Genomic DNA, 18875 nt, shown 5'->3' with positions numbered 1-18875 from the left:
GATGATTGGCTGGTGCGCCTGCCCTGCGGGGCGGCGCACCAGCCTGGCCGCTCGCGCCGTCCCGCTCGGGACCGGGGCGCAGTGGGCCGAGGATTTTTCTATGCATATTTCCACGAAGACCGCAGGCTCTGCCGCGGCAACCCGCCGTCCTTCCGCCTTGTCCCAGGCCCATGCCGCCCGCACGGCGGTGGCCCTGGCCGTGCTCAGCCTGGGTGGCTGGCAGTCGAGCGCCTGGGCGCAAACGCCCGAGGCCGCCTTGCAGGAGGTGGTGGTGACCGCCGTGCACGACCACGCCCCGGTGCAGGTCGTGGCCGATCCCAAGCAGCCACGCCAGCCCGTGCCGGCCAGCGACGCGGCCGATTACCTCAAGAGCATTCCCGGCTTCTCGGCGATCCGCAGCGGCGGCTCCAACAGCGACCCGGTGTTCCGCGGCCAGTTCGGCTCGCGCCTGCCCCTGCTGACCAACGGCACGACGCTGCTGGGCGCCTGCCCGGGGCGCATGGATGCGCCCAGCTCCTACATTTCCCCCGAAACCTACGATGCGCTGACCGTGATCAAGGGCCCGCAGACCGTGGCCTGGGGCCCGGGGGCGTCTGCGGGCGTGGTGCGCTTCGACCGCGAAAAGCCCCAGCTGAGCGAGCTAGGCATCGAGTTTTCGGCCAGCCTCCTGGCGGGTACGGCGGCACGCAGCGACCAGAACGTGGACTTTCTGGCCGGCAATGACCAGTTCTATGTGCGCCTGACGGCCAACCACTCGCAGAGCAAGGACTACCGCGACGGCAACGGCCGCGTGGTGCCCGCGCACTGGGACAAGTGGAATGCCGATGTCGCCCTGGGCTGGACGCCCGATGCCGACACCTGGCTGGAGCTGACCGCCGGTGCCGGCGACGGCGAGGCCCGCTATGGCGGCCGTGGCATGGACGGCACGCAGTTCCAGCGCGAAAGCGCCGGGCTGCGTTTTGAGAAAACCAATCTCTCGCCCGTGCTGCGCAAGCTGGAGGCGCAGATCTACACCAACCGTGCTGACCATGTGATGGACAACTTCAGCCTGCGCAGCTTTGCGCCAGGCAGTGGCATGGCCATGCCCATGGCCAGCAATGTGCGGCGCACCACCACAGGGCTGCGCACCGCAGCCACCTGGCAGTGGAGCCCGGCGACCACGCTGCTGACCGGGGTGGACGCCCTGCGCAGCCCGCACGACAAACGCATGGGCTCGCAGATGGTGCCCTACACCACCAAGCCCTGGGTGCGGGATGCCAAGTTCAGCAACCTGGGGCTGTTTGCCGAGCTGACGCAGCAGCTGGATGCCGACGACAAGCTGCTGACCGGCCTGCGCCTGGACCGTGCCCAGGCCTGGCGCTATCCTGGCGTGCAGGGCGACAGCAACCACCGCGAGCGCCAGGCGCTGCCCAGCGGTTTTGTGCGCTGGGAGCGCGCATCGCAGGATGGCTCCACCGTGTACGCCGGCCTGGGCCATGTCCAGCGCTTTCCGGATTACTGGGAGCTGATCTCGCCGGGCAACAGCACGACCGCCTTCCAGCGCCTGCAGCCCGAAAAGACGACGCAGATCGACGTGGGCGCGAGCTGGAAACGCCAGGACTGGCAGGCCTGGACCTCGGCCTATGTGGGCCAGGTGCAGGACTACATCCTGTTTGACTACCAGGGGGGCATGTCCTCCTCGGTGCGCAACGTTAAGGCGCGCATCGCCGGCTGGGAGGCCGGGGCCAGCTACCGCCTGAATGCGGCGCTGACGGCCCAGGGCACGCTGGCCTACGCCTGGGCGCAGAACACCACGGACGACCGTCCGCTGCCCCAGACCCCGCCGCTGGAAGCCAAGCTGGGCCTGGATTACCAGCAGGGCGCCTGGAATGCCGGGGCCCTGTGGCGCCTGGTGGCGGCCCAGCACCGCCACGCCACGGGCCAGGGCAATGTCGTCGGCAAGGACTTCGGGCCCAGCGCGGGCTTTGGCGTGTTCTCGGTGCATGCCGGCTACAAGGTGGACCGCCGGCTCAAGCTCACGGCCGGCATCGACAACCTGTTCGACCGCGCCTACGCCGAGCACCTGAACCTGGCGGGCAACGCCGGCTTCGGTCTGCCGGCCGGTGTGCGCATCCACGAACCCGGCCGCACGCTGTGGCTGCGTGCCGATCTGCGCTATTGAGGCACCGTGGGGCTGCCCGCCGGTGACGGCGGGTGGCCGCTGTGGCACGGCCTTGCCTGCGGAGGATGCCGGGGGCCAGAATGGCCGCTGGCGCTGCTGCACAGGAGGTTCGCCATGGCATCCCCGATCACCGTGTGTCTCTGGTTCGATGGCGCCGCCCTCGAGGCGGCCGAGTTCTATGCCCAGACCTTTGCCGACAGCGCCGTGCAGGCCGTGCACCGTGCGCCCGCGGACTATCCGGCGGGCCGCCAGGGCGATGTGCTGACGGTGGAATTCACCGTGCTGGGCCTGCCCTGCATGGGGTTGAACGGTGGGCCGACCTTCCCGCACAGCGAGGCCTTTTCCTTCCAGGTGGTGACCTAGGACCAGGCCGAAACCGACCGCCTGTGGCAGGCGGTGGTCGGCCACGGCGGGCAGGCCAGTGCCTGCGGCTGGTGCAAGGACCGCTGGGGCGTCTCCTGGCAGATCACGCCGCGCGTGCTGCTGCAGGCGATCGCCCACCCGGATGCCGCCGCGGCCCGGCGTGCCTTCATCGCCATGATGGGCATGGGCAAGATCGACATTGCCGCCATCGAGGCCGCGTTGCGCGGCTGAGCGCCGTCGGGGACATCCGCCGCATGGCGCGGCGCAGGCTCAGGCGCCCAGCTGTGCCGCGTGGTGGCGCAGGTGGTCGTTGATGAAGCTCTGGATGAAGTAGTAGCCGTGGTCGTAGCCGGCCTGGCGGCGCAGCGTGAGGGGCTGGCCGACCTGGGCGCAGGCGGCTTCCAGCGCTTCGGGCAGCAGTTGCTGCTCGTGCAGGAATTTGTCGGCCAGGCCCTGGTCGATCAGAATGCCGGCCGGGTAGGGTGCCTTGCCCTGCGCCGCCATCAGGCGGCTGGCATCGTGCTGGGCCCAGACGGCCTGGTTGTCGCCCAGGTAGCCGCTGAAGGCCTTCTGGCCCCAGGGGCAGTTCATGGGGTTGGCGATGGGGGCGAAGGCCGACAGGCTCTTGAACACGCCGGGGTGGCGCAGGGCCAGGGTCAGCGCACCATGGCCGCCCATGCTGTGGCCGAAGATGCCCAGGCGCTGCGTGTCGATGGGCAGGTAGCGGCCCAGCAGCGGCAGCAGTTCTTCGATCAGATAGCTTTCCATGCGCCAGTGCTGCTGCCACGGCGCCTGCTGGGCGTTCAGGTAAAAGCCGGCGCCCACGCCGAAGTCCCAGGCCTCGGCCTCGCCCGGCACGTTGGCGCCACGCGGGCTGGTGTCGGGGGCGATCAGGGCCAGGCCCAGTTCGGCCGCCAGGCGCTGCGCACCGGCCTTGGTCATGAAGGTTTCCTCGGTGCAGGTCAGGCCAGCCAGGTACAGCAGGGCAGGCACTTTCTCGCCCATCACCGCCTTGGGGGGCAGGTAGACCGAGAACTTCATGGGCAGCCCGATCTCGCGCGCCTCGTGCTTGTAAAAGCGCTGGGCGCCGCCAAAGCAGGCGTGGGCGGTGAGCAGTTCGAAAGGCGTGGACATGGATACTCCTGAAAGAAGAGCTGTTGGCGCTCGTGTTGCAAGCACTTTAGAGGTTTTTATGCCCGAAGTGCACGCTGGATGAGCGCATCCAGCTCTTGTTTTTGATGTGGTGCAGCGGGCCAGCGCAGGCTGGCCAGGGGCTGTGGCGCAGTGTAGGGGCCCCCGCTTGTCCCCATGGGGGCGGGGTGCTTGCCGGGCCGGGACTGCCGGCGCCTGCCTGCACCGTCCTACGCGGCGTGGGGCGTGGCGATGGAAAGATGCGCCTTTCGGATTTTGGAGGGACAGGTACATGAAACTGGTTCATTCGCTGTTTGTCGGGGTGCATGTGCTGATGGCGCTGCTGTTCGCCCTGGTGTCGCTGGCTCTGCTGTGGATGGCCGTGAGCAAGGGCTGGGACACGCTGGTGCTGGGCCTGGACGATGGCGCCACCTTGCACCTGGTGGAGGCCCTGGGCACCCTGGCAGCGGCCGTGGTGGCGCTGCAGATTGCGCAGACCGTGGTCGAGGAGGAGGTGGTGCGCGATGCCAGCATTGCCGGGCCCACGCGGGTGCGGCGTTTCCTGTCGCGGTTTCTGGTGGTGATTGTGGTGGCCCTGGCCATCGAGGGCCTGATTGCCACCTTCAAGGCCCAGGAAGACCCGGCCACCCTGCGCTATGCCGCGCTGCACATCGCCAGCGTGGGCGTGCTGCTGCTGGGCTGGGGGCTGTTCGTGCACCTGAACCGCTCGGCCGAGGAGCTGGAGCCCGAGGCCCTGCATGCTGCCAAAAGCGAGGATGCCGCGGTGGATGGCACCTGACGGGGCCGTTTCAGCACCCAGCCCCTGATGCCTGGGCTCAGGCCTTGCCGGCGCCGGGCGTGTTGGCGGCGGCGGCCGCGGCGCGCAGCTTGTCTTTCTTGCTCATGCGCTTGCCCTTGACGCCGCCGCGGTCGCCGTCTTCGTGTGCGGCACGCTCGGGCACGGTTTCGGTGACGGGGTGGTCCGGCAGGGTTTCCAGCTCCAGCTGCAGCTGGTTGCGCTTGGCAATCAGCTTCCAGTGCGCGGCGGTGGCGGGGGACACCAGGCTGATGGCCGTGCCCGACAGGCCGGCGCGGCCAGTGCGGCCGATGCGGTGGGTGTAGTCGTCGGCCGAGCGCGGCAGGTCGTAGTTGATGACCACGGGCAGGGCATCAATGTGGATGCCGCGCGCCGCCAGGTCGGTGGTCACCAGCACCTGCCACTGGTTGGCCTTGAACTCTTGCAGCACGCGCTGGCGCGCGCCCTGGCTCAGCTCGCCGTGCAGGGCGGTGGCAAAGATCTTCTTGGCATACAGCTTGTTGGCCACATGCTCGGCGCTGTAGCGGCTGGCCACGAACACCAGCATGCGCTGGCCGGGGTGCTGGGCGATCAGCGCGCGCAGCACATTGGTGCGTTGGGCAGCGTCCACATACAGGGCGCGCTGGGCGATGGTGGCATCCTGCTGGTGGGTGTTTTCCACTTCCACGCTGGCGTGGCCGGGGCGCAGCAGTTGCGCCACCAGGTCTTGCACGGCAGGGCCGAAGGTGGCCGACAGCAGCAGGGTCTGGCGTTGCTCCTTGGCGGGCAGCAGGGCCAGCACCTGTTCCAGTTCCTCGGCAAAGCCCAGGTCCATCAGGCGGTCGGCCTCGTCCATCACCAGGGTCTGCAGGCTGTGCAGCTTGAGCTGGCTGTGCGCCACCACGTCCAGCAGGCGCCCGGGGGTGGCGATCACCCAATCCACGCCGCCGCGCAGCGCCATCAGCTGCGGGTTGATGGAGACGCCGCCGGTCAGTACCGCCACCTTGGGGCGGCGCCCCAGGGCTTCGCCCAGGTGGTAGACCAGCTCGGCCACCTGGGTGGCCAGCTCGCGCGTGGGCACCAGCACCAGGGCCTGCGTGGTGCGCGGCCCGGAGCGCTGGCCGGCATCGCCCAGCATCCAGGCCTGCAGCAGCGGCAGCACATAGGCCGCCGTCTTGCCCGAGCCCGTGGGCGCGCAGACGCGCAGGTCCTGGCCATCCAGCACGGCGGGGATGGACTGGGACTGCACCGGCGTGGGCGCGATCAGGCCTTGGGAGGCGGCGGCATGGGCCAGCGATGGGGCAAGGCCAAGGGCGGTGAAGGGCATGGGCGAAGGGCCAAAAAGCAGCAAAGGCGGTGATTGTCGGGCTTTGGCGGCAGGCCAGGCCTGGGGCAAGCAGAAGCCGCAGCAAATGACATGGCATAGCCCGCCGGCCGCCGGTCTTTGCACAATGCCTGCATCCCTGACAACAAGGAGCGCGCGGGTGAATGCTTGGGAATTGAAGGTGCCACCGGTGGCCCTGGTGCTGGTGTGTGGGCTGCTGATGGGGGGCATGGCCGCGGTGTGGCCGGGGGCCACGCTGTGGGCCGCGCCCTGGTGGTGGGGGGCGCTGCCCATCGCGCTGGGGGCGGGCGTGGCGCTGGCTGGGGTGCTGGCCTTCCGCCGCGCGGCCACGACGGTGAACCCGACCACGCCGCAGGCCTCGTCCAGCGTGGTGACCACGGGCATCTATGCCCACAGCCGCAACCCCATGTACCTGGGCTTTGCCCTGGCGCTGCTGGGCTGGGGCCTGTGGCTGGGCCATGCCGGGGCGATGCTGGTGCTGCCGGCGTTTGTGCTGTACATGAACCGCTTCCAGATCGTGCCGGAAGAGCGCATGCTGGCGCAGAAGTTCGGCGCACCCTACACCCGCTATCTGCAGGAGGTGCGGCGCTGGCTGTAAGCCGGTGGCGCTTGGCGTGCGCGCCCAGGACGCCGCCGCAGCCCCCCGGCCATAAAAAAAGCCACGGTGGCAACACCGTGGCGGGGGGCATCAACGCTGGCCGGGTCAGTACTTGACCACCGAGCGGATGGACTTGCCCTCGTGCATCAGATCAAACGCTTCGTTGATCTGGTCCAGGCCCATGGTGTGGGTCACGAACGGTTCGAGCTGGATCTTGCCGGCCATGGCGTCTTCCACCATGCCGGGCAGTTCGCTGCGACCCTTGACGCCGCCGAAGGCCGTGCCCAGCCACTTGCGGCCGGTGACGAGCTGGAAGGGGCGGGTGCTGATTTCCTGGCCCGCGCCGGCCACGCCGATGATGACCGACTGGCCCCAGCCGCGGTGTGCGCATTCCAGTGCGGCACGCATGACCTGGGTGTTGCCGATGCACTCGAACGAGTGGTCCACGCCCCAGGTCGTCATCTCGACGATGACCTGCTGGATCGGCTTGTCGAAGTCCTTGGGGTTGATGCAGTCCGTCGCGCCGAAGGTCTTGGCCAGGTCGAACTTGCTGGGGTTGGTGTCGATCGCGATGATGCGGCCGGCCTTGGCCAGCTTGGCACCCTGGATCACGGCCAGGCCGATGCCGCCCAGGCCGAACACGGCGACGGTATCGCCTTCCTGCACCTTGGCGGTGTTCTTCACGGCGCCCAGGCCCGTGGTCACGCCGCAGCCCAGCAGGCAGACCTGCTCGGGGTTGGCCTCGGGGTTGATCTTGGCGAGCGAGACCTCGGCCACCACGGTGTACTCACTGAACGTGGAGCAGCCCATGTAGTGGTAGATGGGCTGGCCGTTGTAGGAAAAGCGGGTGGTGCCGTCGGGCATCACGCCCTTGCCCTGGGTGGCGCGCACGGCCACGCACAGGTTGGTCTTGCCGCTCTTGCAGAACAGGCATTCGCCGCATTCGGCGGTGTACAGCGGGATCACATGGTCACCCGGCTTGACGCTGGTCACGCCTTCGCCCACTTCCACCACGATGCCGGCGCCTTCGTGGCCCAGCACCACGGGGAACAGGCCTTCGGGGTCTTCGCCGCTGAGCGTGAAGGCATCGGTGTGGCAGACACCGGTGTCAGTGATCTTGATCAGCACTTCGCCCTTCTGGGGCGGGGCCACGTCGATCTCGACGATCTGCAGGGGTTCTCCGGCCTTAAAGGCCACGGCGGCGCGGGATTTCATGATGGTCTTTCTGTTGAAGGCGTGGGAAGGCGAGGCGCGGGACGGCTTCGCGGTGCAAGTGCCTGACTGTAGAGCATGCCGGGCCGCGGTGGCGGGCCATGGCCGCAGGTGCAGGTGTGTTGGCCGCAGATGCAGGTGGGCATTCGGGCGGCAGTGGCTGTTAGGGGGTAGCGTTCGGTGGCAGCGCGCCCCAGACGGGGGCGGCGGCACCGGCAGGGTCGGCCGGCGGAAGTTCGATGGGCCCCCAGCTGCTTTCGCAGTGCGTCACCGCCCACTGGCTGGGGCGGAAGCGCGCGGCGGGGCCGTCGGGCTCGGGTTGGCCAAATTCGGCCTCGATGTCGTAGTCGATCAGCGGCCGGTGGAACCAGGCGTAGTCGCCCTGTTGGCAGTCCAGATGCGGACGGCCGGGGGCTGGGACCCAGGCGCCATACCCATCGCCAGCCTGGCGGTCGAAGTGGGCGACGGGGCGAATTTGCTGGTCGTGCGCCAGCTCCAACCGGGTGGGGTTGGTCTCCATGGCCGTGGCCCAGGCACCGGCCACCTGCACCGGGTGGGGGAAGCGCACGGCCCGCAAGCCGCGCAGGCTCAGCGGTCGTTGGGGTTCCCCATTGTCAAACGGGTCATAGCGGTTGATCAGGCTGCCCTGGGGGATCCGCAGCTCGCCATACTGAAAATCCTGCGGCAGCACAAAGTGCTGGCGGCTGTGGCGGTAGCGGTGCTGCTGCTCCAGCGTCTGCTGGATCTGCCAGATGTGCTGCGCCAGCACCAGCCCCCAGAGGCAGCCAACCGTTGCCAGCACCGACAGCGCCACGATCCCCGCCCGCCAGAAGCGTGGGCGCTGCGCAGCGGGCAGGTGGCGGTGGCGCCACCACCACCGCAGGCGGTACAGCAGCAAGCCTGCGCCCAACGCCGCAGCCAGCCACGGGGCCAGCAGGAGCAGCAGTTGGGGCCAGGAAAACAAAGGGCCTGGAATCATCAATCGGGGAGTGGGCAGCGCAGACGGCGATGCCCCAACTGTAGCGATGGTTGCCAGGCGCGCCGCGTGGGCGCAGGCACGGGCCTGCGTATAGTCGGCGGCAGCTCGGTGGGCGGCTTTGAATCAAAAATGCCTGTCGCCCTCTGTTGACCTGTGTTTAAAGCTACTTTTTTTGATATGGAACACCGCCACCCAGGCGCCCATCGCGTCGATATCGTCGTCTACCCCGGCTTCAAGGCGCTGGAGGCCATCGGCCCGATGTCGGTCTTTGAGTACGCCAACGTGCACCTGCGTGCCAAGGGGCTGGCCGATGGCTATGCCCTGCGCGTGGTGGCCGCGCAGCGCGGGCTGGTGCGCTCGGACACGCTGATGGCGCTGGAGGCCACGCACACCCTGGCCGATGTAGAGCAGGATACGGGCTGCACCGTGCTGCTGGTGGGGGCGCGCCACATTGCCACGGTGCTGCAGGCCAGCGCGCCGCTGGTGGACTGGGTGGGGCGCGTAGCACCCCAGGTGGCGCGCACCATTGCCCTGTGCAGCGGCAGCTTCTTCCTGGCCGAGGCCGGGCTGCTCAACGGCCGCCGCGCGGCCACACACTGGAGCGTGGCGCAGGAGCTGCAGCGCCGCCACCCCCAGGTGCGGGTGGATGCCGATGCCATCTATGTGCGCGAGGGGCCGTACTGGACCTCGGCCGGGGTCACGGCCGGGATCGATCTGGCCCTGGCCGTGGTGGAGCAGGACTTTGGCCACGCGCTGGCGCTGGAGGTGGCGCGCGATTTGGTGATGTACCTCAAGCGCCCCGGCGGGCAGTCGCAGTTCAGCGTGCAGCTGGCCAGCCAGGCCGTGCAGCACAGTGGCGTGCGCCTGGTCCAGCAGTGGGTGCTGGCGCATCTGGACCAGCCCATGCCGCAGGCGCTGCTGGCCGACAAAGCCGCCATGAGCGAGCGGCACTTCCGCCGCGTGTTCCAGCAGGAAACCGGCGTCACGCCCAGCGCCTTTGTCGAGAACGCACGCCTGGAGGGCGCCAAGCAGTTGCTGGAGACACGTGGCGATCTGCCCCTGAAGACCGTGGCGGCCAAGGTGGGGCTGGGGTCGGAGCAGGCGCTGCGCCACCTGTTCCAGAAAAGACTGGGCATCACGCCCGTGGCCTACCGCGAGCGCTTCGGGGATTAGGCGCCGGGCGCCCGGGGCTTGCGTGGTGCGGGCTCAGAGTGTGGGGGCGTTCCAGGACGCCAGCAGGTCGGCCAGCTCGTCGGCGGCCGACGGCGACGGGGCCTGTGCTGGCGCGGGGGCGGTCGCCGCCTGTGCCGGTGGCGTTGCGGGCAGCGCCGAGGGCAGCAGCTGCCGCAGGTCCAGCTGCGGGTTGACCAGCCACAGGCACATCACATAGGTGGCTGTGGCAATTGCCGGGTCACCGCGCTCGAGGCGGGCCATGGTCGGTTGGGAGATGCCCAGCCGCTGCGCCCACTGTGCCTGGGTTTCCCCGCGTGCCTTGCGGGTGGCGACGATCTGCTGGGCCACTTGCTCGATCTGCGACAGGATGAACGGCGGAAAGTCGGCGGGACAGGTGTTCTGGCGGGGCATGGAGGCCGATGGTAGTACCGTTCATCGGGCGTTTGGGCAACTCTATGAATAATTTCACAGCAACCACTCGATCGGCAGCAGGCCCAGGAACCAGAGCGACAGGCGCTGGTGCCAGCGGCTCTGGGGCTCGGTGTCGTACACCGGCGCGGGATCGCCGACGCCGCTGTGCCAGCGCAGCTGTCCCTGCGCGTTCAGGCTGACGCGGTAGGCCTGGGCCGGGATGGTCTGGTCAAAGCTGTGGCTGATCTGCTGGGCCAGGTGCGGGCTCTCGATCATCAGGCCCATCTCGGTATTGAGCTGCAGCGAGCGCGGGTCGAAGTTGAAGGAGCCGACAAAGGCCCGCTGCCCGTCGACCGCGAAGGTTTTGGCATGCAGGCTGCTGCCGGAGCTGCCCAGGGCCGTCAGCTGTCGGCGCAGCCGGTCGCCGTCCTCGGCGTAGTCCGGTGGTGTGCCGCGCAGCTCGTACAGTTCGATGCCGTCTTGCAGCAAGGGCTTGCGGTACTTGGCGTAGCCCGAGTGCACGATGGCCACGTCGGTCGCCTCCAGGGCGTTGGTCAGGATGCGCACGCGCAGGCCCTGGGCGCGCAGCTGGGCGAAAGCCTGCACCCCGGCGGCCGTGGGCACAAAGTAGGGCGACACCAGGTCCAGCGACTGCGTGGGTGTGCCGATGGCGCGGCGCAACTGCTCGCCGATGAGGGCGGTGCTCGGGGCCTGGCCCTGGATCTTCTCGGGCGGGTCGCTCACGAGGTGGGCCACGGCCCAGTCCATGGGCAATTGCGCCTGCAGCAGGTGCTGCACGAAAGGGGTGGCTTCCAGCGCCTGGCGGTAGTCCTGGGCTGCGGGTGACTGCACCAGTGCCTGGCCGCTGCGGCGCAAACCCTCGAGTGCCCCGGGGGCGACCGGGTGCGCCACCTGGTCGACCGGGTAGGCGGCGACATGGTTCCAGTAGCGGTCGAAGTCCTGCTCGATGGCGAGCACGGCCGGGCCGATGGCCAGCACGTCCAGGTCGGCAAACACGACGCCATCGGTGGCGCCGAAGTATTCGTTGCCGACATTGCGCCCGCCCACGATGCTGGCCTGCCCGTCGGCCGAGAACGACTTGTTGTGCATGCGCCGCTGGGCCCGGCGAAAGTCCGTGACATAGCCCAGGGGCTTGAGCCAGCCGCGCAGGGGCAAGGGGTTGACCAGCCGCACTTCGGCGTTCGGGTGGCTGTGCAGGGCCTGCAGGGCGTCGTCCAGCCCGGTGGTGCCACCGTCGTCCAGCAGCAGGCGCACGCGCACGCCGCGGTCGGCGGCCAGCAGCAGCTCGTGCAGCAGCAGCAGGCCGGTCTTGTCGTGGCGCCAGATGTAGTACTGCACATCCAGCGTGTGCTGGGCGGCGCGCGCCAGCAGGCTGCGGGCGGCGAAGGCTTCGCGCGGATCGCCCAGGGCGTAGAAGCCCGAGTGCGTGGCCGCGGCCTGCGCCTGCTGCCGCAGGGCCGTATGGGCCTGACCCAGGGCGGTCTGCGCGGACATGTCCGGGGCAATGGCCTGCGTGGCCTGGGGCGGCTGGACGGGATCGGGCAGGCTGCAGGCGCCCAGTCCGCCCACCAGCACGGCAGCCCCGAGCCACGGCAGGTACTGGTACCGGGGCGTGGTCTTGCTAAAAAGCATAGCTTTCGGCGCTTGCTGGACAAGCGCTACAGGCCAAAAAGACTGGTGCAACAGTGGGCTGGACCGGCATCAGTCGCCCATCACCACGCCTTCGCGGCGCGGATCGGCGCCGCCAAACCAGAAGCGCTTGCCGTGGGCTTCGCCGCGCGTGATGGCCTGCAGGCCGCTGGTCAGGTCCTGCTCCTTCACTTCGGCGCCGCGTGCCTGCAGGGCCTGCACGGTTGCAGCGGGGAAGCGCTTGGCCTCCAGCAAGGTCGGGCCGTTCAGGCTGCTGAAGTTGGGCAGGTTGATGGCCTGCTGCGGCGTCAGCCCCCAGCCCAGCACCCCCTGCAGCGTCTTGGCCGTGTAGTGGATGATCTGCGCCCCGCCAGGGCTGCCGGCGCTCATGATGACCTGGCCCGTGGCCTTGTCGAAGACCAGGGTGGGGGCCATGGACGAGCGCGGGCGCTTGCCGGGTTGCACACGGTTGGCAATCGGCTGGCCGTCGGCGGCCCGGGGGGCCATGCTGAAATCGGTCAGCTCGTTGTTGAGCAGAAAGCCTTGGACCATCTGGCGGCTGCCGAACTGGTCCTCGATGGTGGTGGTCATGGCCAGGGCGTTGCCAAAGGCATCGACGATGCTGATGTGGCTGGTGCCGTATTCGATCTGCTCGGGCATGGGCGCATGGCCGACCTTGAACTGGGCCGGGTTGCCGGGCTTGGCGACCTTCATGCTCTGCGCGCCGATCAGGCGGGCGCGCTCCTGCAGGTAGCGGTGGTCCAGCAGGGTGTGCCAGCTGCCGCCCGGCGGCTGGACGAAGTCGGGGTCGGCCACGTACAGGGCGCGGTCGGCAAAGGCCAGGCGTGCGGCCTCAGTGTAATAGTGCAGCCAGTCGGCGCTGGGCAGGCCGTCACTGCCCAGTGGCATGCGCGCGGCGGGTGTGTGGCCCAGGATGCCCAGGATCTGGCCCACGGCGATGGCGCCCGAACTGGGCGGCGGAAAGCCGCAGACGGTGTAACTGCGTGCGGCACCACCGGGCGCGCTGGCGGGCAGGTTCCAGTCGTGGCACAGGGCCTGGCGCTTCTTCGGCTGGTAGCCGGCCAGGTCCTGCAGCGACAGCACGCCGGGGTTGGTGGGGTGGTTGCGCACCTTGTCGACGATGGCCTGGGCCACGGGCCCTTCGTGCAGCGCCTGGCTGCCGTGCTGGGCGATGGCGCGCAGCACCTGGGCGTAGGCGGGGTTCTTCAGCAACGTGCCCACGGGCAGGGGCTGGCCGTCGGCGCCATAGAAGTAGGCGCGCGCGACGGGGTCGCCGGGCAGGAATTTCTCGCTGCGCAGCAGGGTGTGCAGGCGCGGGCTGACCTTGAAGCCCTGCTCGGCCAGTTGGATGGCCGGCTGCAGCAGGCTGGCCCAGGGCAGCTTGCCGTGTTCCCGGTGGGCCAGCTCCAGCATGCGCACAGCACCGGGCGTGCCCACCGAGCGGCCGCCGACGACGGCATCGTGGAAGGCCATGGGCTGGCCATCGGCCTTCAGGAACAGGTTTTCGGTGGCGGCAGCCGGGGCGGTCTCGCGCCCGTCATAGGCCAGCACCTGGGAGCCCGCGGCGTGCAGCAGGAAGGCGCCGCCGCCGATGCCGCTGGACTGCGGCTCGACCAGGCCCAGCACCATTTGCACGGCTATCGCGGCATCGATGGCGCTGCCGCCGGCCTTGAGCACCTGGTAGCCGGCATCGGTGGCCAGCGGGTTGGCCGCGGCGACGGCGAATTGCTCGGTGGCCCAGCCGGGTTTCTCGGTGTAGCCGGAGCTGCCTTCGGGCTGTGCGGGGATCTGGTAGTTCAGCCCTGTGGTTTGGCGGGTGGGGGTGCCGCAGCCTGCCAGCAAGGCCGTCAAAACGACAGCGCCCAGCACAGGGGCTGGGCGCAGGGTGTTGGGGGTGCGGGCGAGAGCAGGTGCGTGCATGGGGCGGTCTCCTGGGGTCCGTGAAAAAACCCCAGTGTGCCCCAAGCCCGCGTGCCACCGCGTAGGCAGTTTCAGCTAGTTCAATGGATGAACTTGATGAAGGCCTGGATCAGGAAGGCGTTGATGATGTCGATGAAGAAGGCCCCCACCAGCGGCACGATCAGGAAGGCCTTGTGCGAAGGGCCGTACTGGTTGGTGATGGCCTGCATATTGGCCACGGCCGTGGGCGTGGCCCCCATGCCGAAGCCGCAGTGGCCGGCGGCCAGCACGGCGGCATCGTAGTTCTTGCCCATGATGCGGAAGGTGACGAAGGTGGCATACAGCGCCATGACCACGGTCTGCGCGGCCAGGATGACCATCAGGGGGGCGGCCAGATCGGTCAGCTCCCACAGCTTCAGCGACAGCAGGGCAATCGCCAGATAGATCGACAGCGCGGCGTTGCCGAACACGTCGATGGCGCGGTCAAACACCTTGAAGCCGAAGATGTAGTCCAGCGAGTTGCGGATGATGACGCCACCGCCCAGTGCCCAGACGAAAGTGGGCAGCTGGATGGCCGTGCCCTTGGTCACGCCGGTCATGAACTCGGCAAACGCCAGGCAGCCGGCAAACAGGGCCAGGGTCTCGATGGCGGCATCCGCGGTGATCAGGCGTGGGGTCTTGTTGGGCGATTCGAAGTTGGCCACCAGGCTGTGCTCGGACACCGCCGGGGTTTCTTCGCTCAGCTGTTCGGCATCGCTGCGGGACTTGGCCAGCCGGTGCTGGGTGACCAGGCGCTTGGCTAAGGGGCCGCCCAAAATCCCACCGATCACCAGGCCGAAGGTGGCGCAGGCCATGCCCAGGGTGGTGGCGCCGTTCAGGCCGTACTGGTTTTGCAGCACCGAGCCCCAGGCGCCGGCGGTGCCGTGGCCGCCGATCAGGGTGATGGAGCCGGCCACCAGGCCGATCAGCGGGTCCAGACCCAGTGCACTGGCCAGGCCAACGCCGACGGCGTTCTGCACCAGGATGAAGGCGGCGATCACGCCCAGAAACAGCACCAGGCCCGAGCCCCCCTCGCGCAGCTTGGCGAAATTGGCGCTCAGGCCAATCGAGGAAAAGAACACCAGCATGAACGCGGTCTGCAGACTGCTTTCAAACCCAAAGGTCCAGCCCAGGCTGAGGTGCAACAGATAAATCACGGCGGCCACCACCAGGCCGCCGGCCACGGGTTCCGGAATGTTGAAGTCACGCAGGAAGCGGATGCGCGAGACCAGGAGCTTGCCCAGCAGCAGCACCAGCACGGCGAGGATGAGCGTGTAATACGCACTGAAATTCACATGCATCAAGGGTCCTCTTTCACAAGAAGCGGCAAAGCGATGGTCCATGTCCGGCCGCAGCAGGGGCATGGCCAAAAGCGCTTAAGTTGGTCGGTCAAAGACGTGTGAGAGCCAGTCATGCGCAACGCATATATCTGCAGCTATCAAGTGGATAGCTGGAGGCGCATAGAAATAAAGCGCTATCTGGCAAATGTCTTTGGATTTTTTGAAAAGCCATCTATGACTTTTCGAGATGTGACTGTCCTGCCGCAGGGGCAGAACGTCCTGCGCGCGGACTATGCACCAAGATGTGCGTTAGCGCTTGCTGCTTGCGGGTTTTCCCTGTTGCATTCTGGGAATGCGATGATAGCTATCTGCGAAATGTGATAGCAGTCTTGTGCAAGACGCCCGGGCGCTGCGGTAACCCATGGCCTGCGGACCACGCAGGCGCGGGCTGTGCGCCGCAGTGGGCACTGGCGCGCGCCGTGCACCAGGGTGGTGCCATGCCGGGGTTGGGGCTGAAGGCGGCACGCGGCGCGCCTGCGCCAGCGGTGATTAGGACAGTGCCACGCGGGCCCGCCCCATGCGCTGGGCCTGTTCGCAGGTCTGGGTGGCCCGTGCCAGGGCTTCGGCCGGGGTCTCGGAGCTGCGCATGGCGATCAGCCCGGCGCTGAAGCTCAGTCCCAGCTTGTGTTCGGCATGCAGCAGCGGGCGCTGCGCCAGCTCGGTCTGCAGGCGTGCCAGCGCCTGGGCGGCATCACCAGGGTCGGTGGCCGGAAAGACGATGGCGAACTGCAGGTCGTTCACCCGCCCCAGGGCATCCTGCGGGCGCAGGGTGCTGCGCACCAGCCGCGCCACATGGGTCAGCGCAGCCAGCTCGGCCGGCGGCAGGTCTTGGCTGGGCAGGTCCGTGGCCGCCAGCGGGTCCAGCTGCAGCGTGGCCAGGCTGACATGCTGCGCATGGCGCTGGGTGCGGGCCACTTCCGCCTGCAGGGTTTCCTGCAAACCCTGCAGGTTCAGGGCGCCCGTCAGCGGGTCGTGGCGGGTGCTGCTCTCGAACTGGGTCAGGATATCGGTCAGCTCGGCAATCTTGCGCTCCTGGGCCAGGGCCTGGGCGCGCAGATCTTCCAGCTGGGCCTGGGCCATGCGGTTTTCGGTGGCCAGGGCATGGCCGGACTGGACCACGGATTCCAGCACCTGCGCCAGGCTGCCCAGGTCCTGGGTCTGCTGGATCTGCTGGGCGCATTCCTGCAAGGCCTCGGCGTGGGTGGCGCTGAGCTTGCCCAGGCTGGCCAACTGGCTGGTGTGCTCGCCCAGCAGCTGCTTGAGCTGCTGGTAGGCATCGTTGCGGGCGCCTTCGATCTGCAGGTGGCGGAACAGCAGGTTCTTCAGGTGCGTCTGCATCGTGTCGAGCTGTGCCAGGGACCAGGGTTGCTGCATGGCGCTCGTCAGCGCCTGGGCCTGTTGCTGCAGGGCCTGGTCCTGCGCGGCGATGGCAGAAATGTGCTCGGCCACCATGCGCAGCATGGCCAGCATGCTCTGCCGGCGCTGCGCCTGGTCCTCGGCGGTGAAGGACAGCCGGTAGCTGTAGTTGTGCAGCATCTGCTCCAGCGCGGGCAGCGGCGGCGGCGCGGTGCGCAAAAAAGTGGCCAACTGGTCGGTCAGCTCGTGCATGCGCTGGTCTTCATCGCCCAGCACGGCCAGGGTGCTTTCCATCATGCGCGCCATCTGGTCGGCCAGGGCCGGGGGCAGGACGTGCACGGTCTCGTTCACGGGGCCGGGTGGGGGTAGCAAGGTGGAATTGCCCAGGTCCAGCTTGGCGAAGCTGGCAATTGCGCTTTGCAGGCCGGTCCAGTCTTCGGCTTCCACCGCTGCGGCAAACTCGTGGGTGATGCGTTTTTGCGCCGGGGTCTGGGTGGGCAAAATGCTGGCGATGCGGCGCAGCGGTGGCTTGGGGAAGGGCAGCTTGGGCAGCAGGCCTGCGACTTCTTCGTAGATGGCCTGGTAATTTTCCGGGGTGGGGGGCAGCCGGCGCGAAGCCAACAGCTTCAAGGTGTCGCGTGCAATTTCAGCGGGTGAGAGAGCGGCCACAGCAATGCCTTCTAGTTATGGGGTGGATTTCGGGAGTGTGCCGAATTTCGGGGCAGCCTCGCGGCCCAGAGGGGGTGTAAGTGTGCCCTCATACTCCGCTGGATATTGTCTGGATGCCACCTACAATCGGTGTAATCTGTTTAGAGCCCATGAAGATTCTCATTTCCAACGACGACGGTTATCAGGCCCCCGGCATCGTCGCGCTGCACGCTGCCTTGACTTCCATTGAGGGGGTGGAAGCCGAGGTCGTCGCCCCCGAGCACAACAACAGCGCCAAGTCGAATGCGCTGACACTGCATTCTCCGCTGTACGTGCACCGTGGTGCGAATGGTTTTCGCTATGTCAACGGAACCCCCGCGGATTGCGTGCACATCGCCATGACCGGCTTGCTGGGCTACCGCCCGGACCTGGTGGTCTCCGGCATCAACAACGGCGCCAACATGGGCGACGACACCATCTACTCCGGCACCGTGGGCGCCGCGATGGAGGGCTACCTGTTTGGCGTGCCCGCCATTGCCTTCTCCCAGGTGCAACGCGACTGGGTCGAGCTGCAGGCGGCCGCGCAGAAGGCCAAGCAGATCGTGCAGCAGATGCTGCAGCAGCAACTGGTGGGTCAGGCCCCCTGGCTGCTCAACGTGAATATTCCCAATCTGCCGCTGGAGCAGATGGGGGGCGTCAAGCTGTGTCGCCTGGGGCGCCGCCATTCGGCCGAGCCCGTGATCACCCAGGTCAGCCCGCGCGGAGAGACCATGTACTGGATCGGCAGCGCAGGCGCGGCCAAGGACGATGCGGAGGGGACAGATTTCCATGCCACCGCCCAGGGCCATGTGTCCATGACGCCGCTGAAGGTGGACCTGACAGACCACGAACATTTGGTCTATTGGGCGCAGACGGCCTCCCGCCTGGATGGCAACGCAGGTGCGAGGGCCGCGGCATGAGCCAACCCAAGCGACCCGGTTTTCCGGCATGGATTGCGTCCTCCGCGGCGCCCAAACCTGCAGCAGGTGCGCGCACGCCCGTGGCGGCCGGCACCGCTCAGCGCCCGGCGATGGCGCCCGTTGGGTGGGGGCTGGATTCGGTGGCCGTGCGCATGCGCATGGTGCAGCGGCTGGCGGCATCGGGCATCCAGTCGCAGGCGGTGCTTTCTGCCATGGGCGGCGTGGAGCGGCACCTGTTTGTGGACAGTGCCCTGGTGAACCAGGCCTACGAAGACACCAGCTTGCCGATCGGCTTGCAGCAGACCATCTCCAAGCCCAGCGTGGTGGCCCGCATGATCGAGTTGCTGGAGGGGGCTGAGTGCGCGCGTGCTCCGGGTGGACTGGGCCGGGTGCTGGAAATTGGCACCGGCTGCGGCTACCAAGCCGCAGTGTTGGGGCGCGTGGCGCGCGAGGTGTATTCCATCGAGCGGCTGCGCGGCCTGCATGAAAAAGCGCGGAACAATTTGCGGCCGCTGCGACTCAGGAATGTGCACCTCTTGTTTGGTGACGGAATGCAAGGGTATGCGCAAGGTGCGCCCTATGCGGGCATCATTGCGGCCGCGGGCGGCGATGCCGTCCCCCAGGCATGGCTGGATCAGCTGGCTGTGGGAGGGCGTCTGGTTGCGCCCATGGTGAGAAATGCCGGTCAGCAGGTGCTGCTGGTGATCGATAAAACGTTGCACGGGTTTACGGAATCCGTGCTCGAGGCAGTGCACTTTGTCCCCCTAAAATCGGGGATTGCCTGAAAGGGAAAT

The 18875-nt window shown here is 68.0% G+C and carries 16 protein-coding genes and 1 pseudogene; 8 read left to right on the top strand and 9 right to left on the bottom strand.

Annotated elements, in window-relative coordinates:
• Positions 1-100 precede the first annotated feature (100 nt).
• Both CA2_RS09285 and CA2_RS09280 read left to right on the top strand, forming a co-directional pair.
• Positions 101-2161 carry a TonB-dependent copper receptor gene (locus CA2_RS09285; protein ID WP_081888936.1) on the top strand — a complete coding sequence of 687 codons (2061 nt, stop codon included), beginning with the start codon at positions 101-103 and terminating at the stop codon, positions 2159-2161.
• 114 nt (positions 2162-2275) lie between these two features.
• Positions 2276-2755 (top strand): annotated as a pseudogene (locus CA2_RS09280) (VOC family protein).
• Positions 2756-2794: 39 nt separating this feature from the next.
• Here the strand turns inward: CA2_RS09280 and fghA are convergent.
• A complete protein-coding gene (gene fghA / locus CA2_RS09275; RefSeq protein WP_042415717.1) occupies positions 2795-3658 on the bottom strand; it encodes an S-formylglutathione hydrolase in 864 nt (287 codons plus the stop codon).
• Positions 3659-3947: 289 nt separating this feature from the next.
• Here fghA and CA2_RS09270 point away from each other — a divergent pair, with 289 nt between their 5' ends.
• Positions 3948-4454, top strand: a complete 507-nt coding sequence (locus CA2_RS09270) for a hypothetical protein (RefSeq protein ID WP_042415714.1) — start codon at positions 3948-3950, stop codon at positions 4452-4454.
• A 37-nt stretch (positions 4455-4491) separates the two neighbouring features.
• On the opposite strand, the gene CA2_RS09265 is transcribed toward CA2_RS09270, so the two are convergent.
• Positions 4492-5778 carry a DEAD/DEAH box helicase gene (locus CA2_RS09265; RefSeq protein ID WP_042415711.1) on the bottom strand — a complete coding sequence of 429 codons (1287 nt, stop codon included), beginning with the start codon at positions 5776-5778 and terminating at the stop codon, positions 4492-4494.
• 157 nt (positions 5779-5935) lie between these two features.
• Between CA2_RS09265 and CA2_RS09260 the strand changes: the two genes are divergently transcribed.
• Positions 5936-6394, top strand: coding sequence for a methyltransferase family protein (locus CA2_RS09260; protein WP_052369888.1), 459 nt, complete (start codon positions 5936-5938; stop codon positions 6392-6394).
• A 105-nt stretch (positions 6395-6499) separates the two neighbouring features.
• Here the strand turns inward: CA2_RS09260 and CA2_RS09255 are convergent, their stop codons facing one another.
• Together CA2_RS09255 and CA2_RS09250 are read right to left on the bottom strand one after the other, a co-directional pair.
• Positions 6500-7609: an S-(hydroxymethyl)glutathione dehydrogenase/class III alcohol dehydrogenase gene (locus tag CA2_RS09255; protein ID WP_042415706.1), complete on the bottom strand. Its 1110-nt coding sequence runs from the start codon at positions 7607-7609 to the stop codon at positions 6500-6502.
• A 160-nt stretch (positions 7610-7769) separates the two neighbouring features.
• The gene (locus CA2_RS09250; protein WP_042415703.1) at positions 7770-8585 is read right to left on the bottom strand and encodes a hypothetical protein; all 816 of its coding nucleotides are present in this window, start codon (positions 8583-8585) and stop codon (positions 7770-7772) included.
• Positions 8586-8762: 177 nt separating this feature from the next.
• Between CA2_RS09250 and CA2_RS09245 the strand changes: the two genes are divergently transcribed.
• A complete protein-coding gene (locus tag CA2_RS09245; protein WP_042415700.1) occupies positions 8763-9758 on the top strand; it encodes a GlxA family transcriptional regulator in 996 nt (331 codons plus the stop codon).
• 33 nt (positions 9759-9791) lie between these two features.
• On the opposite strand, the gene CA2_RS09240 is transcribed toward CA2_RS09245, so the two are convergent.
• The 4 genes from CA2_RS09240 to gltS all read right to left on the bottom strand — a co-directional run bounded on the left by CA2_RS09240 (position 9792) and on the right by gltS (position 15079).
• Entirely contained in the window at positions 9792-10169 is a 378-nt protein-coding gene (locus CA2_RS09240; protein ID WP_245620918.1) for a helix-turn-helix domain-containing protein, read from the bottom strand.
• 54 nt (positions 10170-10223) lie between these two features.
• Positions 10224-11822 (bottom strand): phospholipase D family protein, encoded by a 1599-nt coding sequence (locus tag CA2_RS09235; RefSeq protein WP_042415698.1) that lies wholly within the window; start codon positions 11820-11822, stop codon positions 10224-10226.
• Between the two features lie 69 nt (positions 11823-11891).
• Positions 11892-13760 (bottom strand): gamma-glutamyltransferase family protein, encoded by a 1869-nt coding sequence (locus CA2_RS09230; protein ID WP_156106002.1) that lies wholly within the window; start codon positions 13758-13760, stop codon positions 11892-11894.
• A gap of 80 nt (positions 13761-13840) precedes the next feature.
• A complete protein-coding gene (gene gltS, locus CA2_RS09225; protein ID WP_042415695.1) occupies positions 13841-15079 on the bottom strand; it encodes a sodium/glutamate symporter in 1239 nt (412 codons plus the stop codon).
• Between the two features lie 111 nt (positions 15080-15190).
• On the opposite strand from gltS, the gene CA2_RS18005 reads away from it, so the two are divergent.
• Positions 15191-15439 carry a hypothetical protein gene (locus CA2_RS18005; RefSeq protein WP_156106001.1) on the top strand — a complete coding sequence of 83 codons (249 nt, stop codon included), beginning with the start codon at positions 15191-15193 and terminating at the stop codon, positions 15437-15439.
• Between the two features lie 168 nt (positions 15440-15607).
• On the opposite strand, the gene CA2_RS09220 is transcribed toward CA2_RS18005, so the two are convergent.
• Positions 15608-17143, bottom strand: a complete 1536-nt coding sequence (locus tag CA2_RS09220) for a sensor domain-containing diguanylate cyclase (RefSeq protein WP_042415693.1) — start codon at positions 17141-17143, stop codon at positions 15608-15610.
• Between the two features lie 149 nt (positions 17144-17292).
• On the opposite strand from CA2_RS09220, the gene surE reads away from it, so the two are divergent.
• Positions 17293-18081, top strand: a complete 789-nt coding sequence (surE, locus tag CA2_RS09215) for a 5'/3'-nucleotidase SurE (RefSeq protein ID WP_042415690.1) — start codon at positions 17293-17295, stop codon at positions 18079-18081.
• Positions 18078-18866, top strand: a complete 789-nt coding sequence (locus tag CA2_RS09210; RefSeq protein WP_042415688.1) for a protein-L-isoaspartate(D-aspartate) O-methyltransferase — start codon at positions 18078-18080, stop codon at positions 18864-18866. Before surE ends, CA2_RS09210 begins: the two co-directional genes overlap by 4 nt.
• Positions 18867-18875 lie beyond the last annotated feature (9 nt).

Origin of the sequence: Comamonas aquatica NBRC 14918, assembly GCF_000739875.1 — a bacterium.
Classification (GTDB): Bacteria; Pseudomonadota; Gammaproteobacteria; order Burkholderiales; family Burkholderiaceae_C; genus Comamonas; species Comamonas aquatica.
The sequence above is the reverse complement of the archived record's forward strand: the minus strand, read 5'-3'. Positions and strand labels throughout refer to the sequence as shown.

Bases quoted from the DNA above. Each gene is read 5' to 3' on its own strand.
- CA2_RS09285 (WP_081888936.1), top strand. From the start codon at position 101: ATGCATATTTCCACGAAGACCGCAGGCTCTGCCGCGGCAACCCGCCGT.
- fghA (WP_042415717.1), bottom strand. From the start codon at position 3,658: ATGTCCACGCCTTTCGAACTGCTCACCGCCCACGCCTGCTTTGGCGGC.
- CA2_RS09270 (WP_042415714.1), top strand. From the start codon at position 3,948: ATGAAACTGGTTCATTCGCTGTTTGTCGGGGTGCATGTGCTGATGGCG.
- CA2_RS09265 (WP_042415711.1), bottom strand. From the start codon at position 5,778: ATGCCCTTCACCGCCCTTGGCCTTGCCCCATCGCTGGCCCATGCCGCC.
- CA2_RS09255 (WP_042415706.1), bottom strand. From the start codon at position 7,609: ATGAAATCCCGCGCCGCCGTGGCCTTTAAGGCCGGAGAACCCCTGCAG.
- CA2_RS09250 (WP_042415703.1), bottom strand. From the start codon at position 8,585: ATGATTCCAGGCCCTTTGTTTTCCTGGCCCCAACTGCTGCTCCTGCTG.
- CA2_RS09245 (WP_042415700.1), top strand. From the start codon at position 8,763: ATGGAACACCGCCACCCAGGCGCCCATCGCGTCGATATCGTCGTCTAC.
- CA2_RS09240 (WP_245620918.1), bottom strand. From the start codon at position 10,169: ATGCCCCGCCAGAACACCTGTCCCGCCGACTTTCCGCCGTTCATCCTG.
- CA2_RS09235 (WP_042415698.1), bottom strand. From the start codon at position 11,822: ATGCTTTTTAGCAAGACCACGCCCCGGTACCAGTACCTGCCGTGGCTC.
- CA2_RS09230 (WP_156106002.1), bottom strand. From the start codon at position 13,760: ATGCACGCACCTGCTCTCGCCCGCACCCCCAACACCCTGCGCCCAGCC.
- gltS (WP_042415695.1), bottom strand. From the start codon at position 15,079: ATGCATGTGAATTTCAGTGCGTATTACACGCTCATCCTCGCCGTGCTG.
- CA2_RS18005 (WP_156106001.1), top strand. From the start codon at position 15,191: ATGCGCAACGCATATATCTGCAGCTATCAAGTGGATAGCTGGAGGCGC.
- surE (WP_042415690.1), top strand. From the start codon at position 17,293: ATGAAGATTCTCATTTCCAACGACGACGGTTATCAGGCCCCCGGCATC.
- CA2_RS09210 (WP_042415688.1), top strand. From the start codon at position 18,078: ATGAGCCAACCCAAGCGACCCGGTTTTCCGGCATGGATTGCGTCCTCC.